This is a genomic window from Chryseobacterium antibioticum (assembly GCF_012927325.1).
In the GTDB taxonomy this organism is placed as follows: Bacteria; Bacteroidota; Bacteroidia; order Flavobacteriales; family Weeksellaceae; genus Chryseobacterium; species Chryseobacterium antibioticum.
In genome coordinates this window covers 57,641-67,878 of the sequence record NZ_JABBGI010000027.1, presented here as the reverse complement: position 1 = coordinate 67,878, position 10,238 = coordinate 57,641, and the positions used below count along the sequence as shown (strand labels likewise).

Genomic DNA, 10,238 nt, shown 5'->3' with positions numbered 1-10,238 from the left:
ACGAATCAATTCAATCAAAATACTCTTTAATGTCAACAGAACTCATCAAATTAAAAGGTAAATACTGCTTTTTGAATTGGAAGAGTATTAAAAGAAAAAAGTCGAGTGTCCTCGAAACCCAATCAATCAATCAGAAAATTTTACAATCGGCAAAATACAACTAAAATATTATCGAGTGAAATATTAAAAACGAAGAAATCAACATGAACTGATTGTGTCTTCTAAAGTATTAAGATTATTGTTACGTTAAACTATATATTCAATTTTCTGATTGTAAAATAATGTTAGCTGACTTTCTTTTCCTAATTTTAGGAATTAGGAAGCTTAAAATTTCAATTGTAAATAATGCTTATCAATCTGTTATAACGGACGTAAAAACAATTATAACCCAAAATCGAAGTAGAAATTAATATCTAAGTATAATTTTCAAATTTTTAATGAAAGATAATCTCAATAAGCAAATTGACATATTTTGTTCCTTATTCCAAGGCAGGGAAGACGTGTTTGCAATTCGTTGGGAGAAATCGGGAAAGTCCGGCTATATGCCCGCCTATCAGTATGACCCATATCATTATCGGGTACATAAAATGAATGGTGGAACTTTTCAGAATTATCCGCATAAAACCTATTTATCACTTACTGATAACGAAATTCAAAAACATTTAAACGGTATCCAGCAAATTGGAATTTATCCTTTATTAGTGGATAATACTTCGTGGCTTTTAGTTGCGGATTTTGACAAACAGAATTGGCAAAAGGAAGCTGTAAATTTCTTAAAAGCCTGCAAAGAGAGAAATATTCCAGCATATTTAGAACGTTCTCGTTCTGGAAATGGCGGACACGTCTGGATATTTTTTGACAAACCCTATCCGGCTATCCGAAGTCGCAAGATTTTTATTTCTATTTTGGAAGAGTCGGGAGCTTTTTCAATGTTTGACAAAGGTTCAAGTTTCGATAGATTATTTCCTAATCAGGATTTTCTTTCGGGAAAAGGTTTGGGAAATTTGATAGCGCTGCCATTTTTCAAACCTGCAATGGAAAATGGAAATAGTTGTTTTGTCAACCCTGAAACATTTGAACCCTATCCTAACCAATGGTCGTTTTTGAATGGAATAGAAAGGGTTTCGATTGACTTAGTTGATAATTTCTATCAAGAAGTTTCTACAACAGAAAATCTACAAATTTCTAAGAGCATAAACGGTAGACTTACCATTACACTTCAACAAAATGTCTGTATTCAAAGAGATGGGTTGACAACTCCAATAATCAATTTTCTGAAAGAAGAATTGAACCTTGCTAATTCAGAATTCTTTATCAAGAAGAAATCGGGTAAAAATACTTTTGGAACAGAGCGCTATTTTAAACTGATTGAAGAGACAGAAAACGAAGTTATTATTCCACGAGGTTATATTGGGAAATTGCTTCGATTTTGTAAAGAACAAAACTTCGATTTTGATTTTCAAGACCATCGAAAACAAAAAGAAGAAGTTGGATTTTCATTTAATGCAACATTAAGAGATCATCAGAATAAGGTCATTGATAGTATTTCAAAAAGGGATTTTGGAGTAATTGTTGCTCCGCCCGGTTCGGGTAAAACAATTATAGGCTTGAAAATCATTGCAGACAAGAAACAACCAGCTTTAATCGTTGTTCATCGCAAACAATTATTGGAACAATGGCAAGAAAGAGTTCAAGCTTTTATCGGAATTCCTAAACATGATATTGGTATCATCGGGCAAGGAAAAGCAAAAATTGGAAAGCAGATTACAATTGCTACCATTCAGAGTTTGCCAAAGCAAATTGAGCAAATTCAGAATCAATTCGGAACCATTCTCGTTGACGAATGTCACCACATTCCTGCCGAAACTTTCCGCAATACGATTGAAAAGTTGGAAACATTTTATCTATATGGACTAACAGCGACACCATTCAGGAAATACAATGACGATAAATTGATTTTTGCCTTTCTTGGAGAAATAATTTCAGAAATTGCGAGTAATGAAATTGAAAGCTTTAGACACGCTCAAATCATTGTCAGGAATACTAATTTGGATATTCCATTTAATTCAAAAACTGACAATTTTGAAACACTTTCAAAAATTTTAATTCACGATTCGGAACGAAACAAACTTATTCTGAATGACATAAAGACAGAACTTTCCAAAGGAAAGCGAATTGCGATTATCACGGAAAGGAAAGAACATATTGATACGCTTTACCTTTTCCTAAAGCAATCTTATGAAGTGATTACATTGAGTGGCGATGATTCCGAAAGCAATAGAAAATTAAAATGGCAAACTTTACAGCAAGGTAATTTTCAGATATTGATAACCACCGGGCAGTATTTTGGAGAAGGTTCGGATTTATCAAATATCAGTTCTTTGTTTCTGGTATATCCGTTTTCATTCAAAGGCAAGTTGATTCAATACATTGGTCGTGTACAACGGTCAGAAATCCACCCGACAATCTATGATTATCGGGACATCAAAATTGATTATCTGAACAAACTATTTTTAAAACGAAATACCTATTATCGTCAAATAGCAAGACAAGGAAGCTTGTTTGATGAACCAACAGAGGTTACTCCTGAAAGACAAAGTTTGGTCATAGAGAAACAAATCAAAATAGCTATAGAAGATTTGGATTTCAGATATGGTAATATTGGTTTTAAGTACATAGACAAAGAAAACGATCAACAATTAGATTTTGAAATAGAAAACGAGGAATTTAGACCTGAGTTTGAAGTTTTGAAACCTTATTTCATTAAAATTTTGAAATCAAAATCTGTTAAAATTGATATTTGCAGCGAAATAGAAAATGGTGTTATTTTATCACAATTAGCTACATCATCCGATCTTGAAAACATCAATAAAGAAATAATAGAAAGTGTAAAATTTCAATTTCTCAATAAAAATTTCATCAGTCAGATTCCGACATCGAAACAAAACATTCTTACAACCGATGAACTACCAAAAAACCAAAATATTTATACCAATGCGGAGAGTATTTTGGAAAATTTATTAAATGGAAAACAGTATAAACATTCCAGCCATATTCAGTACTTGGCAGATAAACATGAACGAAATATTATGAAGTTAAGGTTTGTTTTACAGCCGTTTTCCTTTGTTTTTTTAATTGCTGGAGAAGAAAATTATCACATCATTTTAGAAACCTTAGATACAGAAGAAGCAACCTACATTTGGCATACAGACAAAAATAAATCGGTGCTAATGGAGACTGTAAAGCAAATAGACAAAGAACTCAATGTTATCCGAGACAAAGGACGGCAAGCCTACTTAGAAACCAATCCACAGAACTTTTCAAGAATTATGCACGATTATTCTGATGCTAATAGAGGCTTTATGGTGTGGAAGGGGCAATTAGAAGAACGATTAGTTTAAGCATATAGAAACTGTTAACTACATCTTTTTTTGTCAGATAATGATTGCTTGCTTATATAGTTATTGAATTTAAGCCAGTCGAATTTCGAGAAACTTGTTAATATAGTAGGTCAACGTCTGAGTCTGAATAAAAATTATTTATGTTTTCCTTACAGGTGAATGGCATTTACTCATCTTATTGTAATACCTGAGCAAAATAGCATCAGGTTATATTATAACCTGTGTAAAATGAATACACCCTTATCCTCAACACCTGCGTCTGAAATAGCTACAGGTCAGTACCTAAACTGGTGTAAATAAATATACCTTTTTTAACCTGTGTAAAAAGGGCACAGTCCATTCATTTGACCTGCGTAAAATAGATACAGGTATAATGCTAACCTGCATAAAAATTACCCACCTTTTCTTTAAAGCTGCGTAAAATAACTACAGGTTACTTCTGAACCTGCGTAAAATGGATACAGGTCAGCTTATTTTTTCTTTCCCTAACTCACCATCTTTTTTTTCTTTCAATAGCAAAAAATATTTTAAACAATATAGATAATTGATTATCAATATGTTGTATTTTTTTTAGCTTTATTTTTTCAAAGCTCTGAAAAATTAGCATGCTTATTATAGCAAGATGTGTCTTTGTACGTACAAACTTTTCAAGTTGTACTCACAAAGACGATCTTGCCTTTTTTACAAAAAGGGGGGAAAACTTCGGAACTCAGTTTTTATTTTTTTGAAATCTTAAAAAGGATCCAAATTAGCCCAGTATATTCTTTTTTAATCTTTTGAAATTCTATATGATTCCAGAATACTCTTATTTGAGTTGAACATACTCATTACTATTGACTTGTTGCTGTTTTAGTACTTAATTTGTCTTAGAGTTTTTAATCAAATTATTATAGTACAGATGAAAAATAGAGAAAAAGAGGAGCGTATCTTCATAAGGATTCAAAAACACCGGAAAGAAAGCTGGAAAAAGCTCTGTTCCCAAAAACGAATTTCTTTGAGCAGTTTAATTATTGACTCAGTGGAGAGTAGAATTTTTGATGATGAAAGAAGAAAAATACTGGCATTTATTGAAAAACAGGACAATATTTTTGTGAAGATTGAAACTAATATAAACCAAGTAGCAAAAATAGTCAATGCTCAAAAATTTATGAATGTCGAAGCTTTGAAAGGGTTTAATGAAAAACTAAAAACAATTACTGAACTGAAAGAACAGCAAAACAAGGTTTTTACAAAAATTTATTATTTAATTGCTAAAAATTGTTAATCTTCTCGGAACTAAATCCATTTCTAATAATGAAAAAAAAGAAAAATGGAGCTATGTTTTTTAGAAAGCAATAGCTCCAAAACTTCTTTGATAGTTTTAGACATGCAAACTAATTTTATTAATAAATAGTTAGTGTTTGTTAGATTCTATGGTACTTAATACTTAATATTGCATAGATACAATAAAATTAACGACTGCTATTTATGTCAAGTAAATTAGATAATACAGAAATTGAAGATAAAGCTAATTCACTTCTCAATGATACTTTATCTGAATTGTTTAGGTCAAAAAATTTTAAAATGATCAAACATGAGTCTGGAAGACGGGAAATTGGAATCGACTTTTTCTATCAAATCGTTGATAGAGAAGAGTCCGTTGATGAATTTATTTTTCTTAATCAAAATAAGGGCAAAAATGCAGTTGTAAAATCAAAAAAAAATGCAGACGTTATTTCTTATCCCTTAACAAGTTTAAGACATCCGATTTCGTGGTATAATAAAATTTCTGAACCTTTTGTTTTTACCCTCTGTGATATTGTATCAAATAAAATTTATTATTATTTTATTCAAAATGATGACACTATTCTAAATAGGATACGTGAACAAAAAAATAAAAAGGTAAAGAGTTTTCAAATATACATACCGAAAGATAATATTCTCAATGAGGAGAATTTTGATAAATTTCTTGATGAAATAAGTACAGCAAAGATTAAACAAATTGAAAAGTTACATGGAAATCTATTTGAATCTCATAAATCGGATTACTCCATTTTTAAAAAAGAAACGGAAGGACTACATACCATTGATAAACTTAATTACATAATAGAAAAGTTTGAGTGTATAAAAGTTATCCCTAAAAATATTCTAAGCGAAATATTGTATCATACTTTTGGAGAAAATACATATCTTAATGATATGAGTATATCTACAAATAATGAGGAGTTTTATAATACAATAAAAGATTTCGATGTTAATAGAAGAAGAAAGACTTATAAAATTTTGAGTGGTCATACTTTTGTAGATAAACAGGAAGAAAAAATAAAATCTATAGTTAGTTTCTTTCGCATAAATGCAATTGAACATATTTATTTTCGAGGCAGAATATTAAAGGAAGGAAATAGATTTTGTATCCATAATCTTTTTCTTTCGGGAACTTGCAACTGTGAAAGGTGTACTTTCGAGAGATTAGATATAAGAAAAACAGAAAATCTTTTAAAACTTAATAGACCTGAGTATTCGAGTTATGAGAAACTAAGAAAGGCATATACCTCATTTTTATTTGGAAATGTCGAACAATCAATAGATATATACAGGAATGAAAACAAAAATAAGAATCCTATCACCTATCTAATTGCAAAATTAAATTTACTAGAATTAAAGCAATTAAGCGAAAGTAGTTTTTACTTTGATGATGAAATAAAAAAGAAATTCAAAGATATCGATGACAAATCGGAAGAAAAATTCATTTTAGATAAAGCACAACATTTTTTAGATATATATAAGACTTTAAAAGATTTTCGATTTGTTTACCGGAATATTGTGTACATAGACAATTTGCTTTTTGAATTACAAAAAACTTGGTTAAGAGATAGAAAAGGGGGATGGACATCAAACACACAATTACTTGAATTACAAAGTAATTTCTTGAGAATTCATAATTTCTTTAAATTTAATTTTGTTCTTCTCAATCAATACAACGAATATGAACAATTATGTCGAAAAATATTAGAAGGTATACTCATTATTTATACATTAAGAAACCCTGACTATGAAAAGTATGAATTTGATTTTAAAATACTTGAAATGTGGATGTTCTATGTTAAAAGTGAAGATGCTGCATTTTTGTTAAATAAGTATGAAATAAAAAGTATTAAAATACAAAGTTCCAATCTTATTTTAGGACAGTTTAAGATTTATATAGATAATTTGATAAAATCAGTTAATAATCTTAAAAGAAATAAAGATAAATATAGATTAGTTCAGAAAATTAGTAATATTATTCAAAATATAGTCATCATTATTTCTAAAGTTGAAATTGATAAAGAAAGCTTAAATATTCTTTTTTCAAAACTTTTAAAATTCATCAAAATAAACAAGATTGAAAGATTATCTCTTGTTTCAGATTTAATGAAGGTTGTTTCAGAAAAAGAAGATATAATCTCTAAGGAGAACTTATTTGAACTTATTAAACTTGGTGTTGATGATAATGTAAGAATATCTAATTTTTCTTTTCTTGCAAAACTCTATTTTGAAAAAGCTACCTCAGAAGAAATTATTGATATAATCAAAGGTATTAATGATGTTTCAAATATTGAGGATATTGATTTTTCCAAAAAGGATAACTATTTTAAATATTGGTATGGATTAAGTTTTTTAGATGATGAACTACAGAATACAATCAAACAAAAGGTTTGTAAAGAATTAGAAAACAATTTTAATTCTGAATTATATAGTACAGCAGTTGTTTTAGATACTATTGTTCCTCGTTTAGGAGATCAATTATTAGAAAAATTCATTGAGGGAATTCCTAACTTATCAAAAGAAAGAGATGCATTTGGTTCACCAGAGAATTATAGATTGGATCAGGCAATTAATATTTTTTTTAAATTAGGATTCTCTCTAAAAAAATTAGAAAAGTATATTGATTATAATGTTTCATCTAAAAAAAATTATTACGATTGGCTAGTACATTTGGATACATTTGATTATTCTAAGTTCAATCCTTACTGGTTAATAGGAAACAATTTAAAATATTATATTAATACTTTTAAAAAATCAAAACCTCTTCTTGATTATTTGAAAGAGTATCTTAAAAGCGACTATGATAATGAAATTGGAAAATTTTATTTAGAAAACTTGGTGGACTGATTGTGCAAAAGAAATAGTAGTCATTACTTTGAACGGGTAGCAAACTTTATAGGGTGCGATTCGATTGAAATAACAAATGCTAGGATACATAGTTAACCACTAAGATTACAATTACCTCGCTGCTTCTTCAAGATTAAAATTCCTCATTGAAATATGATTTTTTTTAGTAATTACTTCGTAGTTACCTAGCAGTCGAAACAAGGGTTTAGGCTTGGGGGTAAATAATATATTTCATGTATGAATATTCTAACTAAGTTTTGTACAAAATGCAAGACTGAAAAACCCATTTATGATTTTGCTATTAGCAAAATAACTAAAAGTGGTCGTAGGCATCGTTGCACGAGTTGTAGAAATGCAAGAAGAAGGGAAACTTATAAAAATCCTGAACTGAGAAATTGGAACAAAGTATGGACATTCGATAAGTGCAAAAAAGAAGCACTCAAATATACAAATCGAACTGATTTTGTACATTATTCTTCATCCGCTTATCATCGTGCGATAATCGATGGTTTTTTAGATCAAATTTGCTCGCATATGATTTCTCGGCGGAAGCCATATAGATTTTGGAATTTTGATCAATGTCAAAAAGAAGCACTAAAGTATACAACCAAAGTTCATTTCAAAAGAGATAATTCATCAGCTTATAGTATTAGTCTAAGAAAAGGTTGGCTTGCTCTTATTTGTTCTCACATGCATGCAGTTGGCAACCAAAATAAAAGATTGGTATATGCTTATGAATTTCCAAATAATGCTGTATATGTTGGTTTAACCTGTAACAAGGAGGGGAGGCAAGCACAACATCTAAAAGAAAAAACATCACCAGTATATAATTATTCTTTGAAAAATAACCTTAATCCGGTGTATAAATCAATTTCAAAATCATACATTGCTGCTGATAAAGCTCAGAAATTAGAAGAGAAGACAATTAAAATCTATAAACAAAATGGTTGGATCATATTAAATAAAGCAAAAGCAGGTGGACTGGGGTGGAGCGAAAAAAAATGGACGTTTGAAAAGTGTCAAAAAGAAGCACTAAAGTACAAAACCAGAAGTGATTTTCAAGATAATAGTAGTAGTGCTTACAATGCGGCTCATAGAAATAATTGGATGCAAATATGTGACCATATGATTTATAAAAGATCGCCAAAAGGTACTTGGACTTATGAAAGTTGCAAACAAGCCGCATTGCAATGCAAAACTAGAAGTGAATTTCGATCAAGATTTGGTGGGGCATTAAGTAAAGCAAGTGCAGAAGGTTTTTATGAAGAAATTGTTTCACATTTGAAGAAGTGGGAAAATAGAACAAAATCAATATGAGACTTATCCATTTTAGTTAACAGAATAAAAGAGATTATCCTTTAAAGAATAATTGACAGTTTTTAGTAACCGTACATCCAAACTGTCAGATCGAGTAGTACCTATTACACATAATACTTAATCTATTTAAAGTTATTTAATTTGATGATAAGTGTTCAGATTAGATCGTGAATAATTCATACTAGCCTACTATCGGCATTATCCAATATCTTATCTGTTGAAAGATAAAAATATGCATTTTCCTGTTTAAGAATATTTTTAAGAACATACTGATTAAAGTAACTTAGTTCAATATACAATAAGCGATTATAGTCTTTCAGGTTTTTATGATCTTGATATCTTAAGATGAGTTCGTTCATCCTATTTCTGAAATAAGAATTTATTTTTCTTTCATTTGTAGTATGATCCTGAATATATCTCATAGAAGAATTAACTGCAAAATAGATTAAAGCATAAGCCTTTGATAGTGGAAATGTTGGTTGTAGAAAATCAACGATTTGTTCAATAACTTGATCATCTATAACCGTTTTTAAATATTTATTTGATAATCTATATAACTTTTGATTTCTGACCAATAAACTTCTCTCCATAAAATTTTTTTGTCTTCAACTGAGTAAGTCCTTTCTTTTAAGATTTTATCTAATTCTGAAACTGAAAGTAAAGTACCGGAGGTTTTAATTATATTTGGAATCCAGTTTATTTTTGTAGAGTTGATCGTTGGAAGAGAGGGTTCTGATGAATAAATATAATCATACGAATCAAAATAGTATATGTTGGGAATCAGAATCTTTCTGTCAATAAGGTTGTTTATTACAGAATAATATTCATGAGATGATGCATGAACTTGAAACCTAAGTTGTTTAAAATAGGAGAAGTCCAATGTATTCTCAAATGTACCTTTATATGATTGGATGAGTAATACTAAATATATTTCATCAAAAATACTGATATCATTTAGTGTATAATTTAGATTATAGTATTCAGTATAAAAGTTTTTCCAAACAATTTGCAGTTCTTTCCTTTTTTCTTCGAGAGCCACATTTGTATTATGAAAGCACTGTTCACAATTACAATTTTTTGTGTAATCATGGTTACAATAGATACATAATTTAGCTAAATCATTACCATAACCATTTTTTCTAACTTTTGTGTAAATTTGATTATTACAATATTCACATTTCTCTTGATTAAGTTTGTATGGTAGTTGTTTGTAAAAACTACTTACTTTTAATTTAGGATATTTCTGACAAATCTCTGAAATTTTAACTCCATTTTCATAATCTGCGATTGCGGCTTCTATCTCATCCTCTGTTAGAGATCTTATAGAAGATTTGGGATTTTCAAAATAATATTTTTCCTGAGTCATTTTTGTGTAATTTGGGAAGATTC

At 29.4% G+C, this 10,238-nt stretch carries 5 protein-coding genes; 4 read left to right on the top strand and 1 reads right to left on the bottom strand.

Going from position 1 to position 10,238, the window contains the following annotated elements:
- The first annotated feature begins 437 nt into the window (after window positions 1–437).
- The 4 genes from HHL23_RS18075 (at window position 438) to HHL23_RS18060 (ending at window position 8,849) form a co-directional block, all read left to right on the top strand.
- On the top strand, window positions 438–3,401 hold the full coding sequence (locus HHL23_RS18075) for a DEAD/DEAH box helicase (protein ID WP_169236176.1): 2,964 nt from the start codon (window positions 438–440) through the stop codon (window positions 3,399–3,401).
- 898 nt (window positions 3,402–4,299) lie between these two features.
- Entirely contained in the window at window positions 4,300–4,665 is a 366-nt protein-coding gene (locus HHL23_RS18070; protein ID WP_169236175.1) for a hypothetical protein, read from the top strand.
- A gap of 203 nt (window positions 4,666–4,868) precedes the next feature.
- Window positions 4,869–7,532 (top strand): DUF4365 domain-containing protein, encoded by a 2,664-nt coding sequence (locus HHL23_RS18065; RefSeq protein WP_169236174.1) that lies wholly within the window; start codon window positions 4,869–4,871, stop codon window positions 7,530–7,532.
- A 237-nt stretch (window positions 7,533–7,769) separates the two neighbouring features.
- Complete coding sequence (locus HHL23_RS18060; RefSeq protein ID WP_169236173.1) at window positions 7,770–8,849, top strand: GIY-YIG nuclease family protein; 1,080 nt, start codon at window positions 7,770–7,772, stop codon at window positions 8,847–8,849.
- A 529-nt stretch (window positions 8,850–9,378) separates the two neighbouring features.
- Here HHL23_RS18060 and HHL23_RS18055 read toward each other — a convergent pair.
- Entirely contained in the window at window positions 9,379–10,215 is an 837-nt protein-coding gene (locus HHL23_RS18055; protein WP_169236172.1) for a hypothetical protein, read from the bottom strand.
- Window positions 10,216–10,238: the final 23 nt, after the last annotated feature.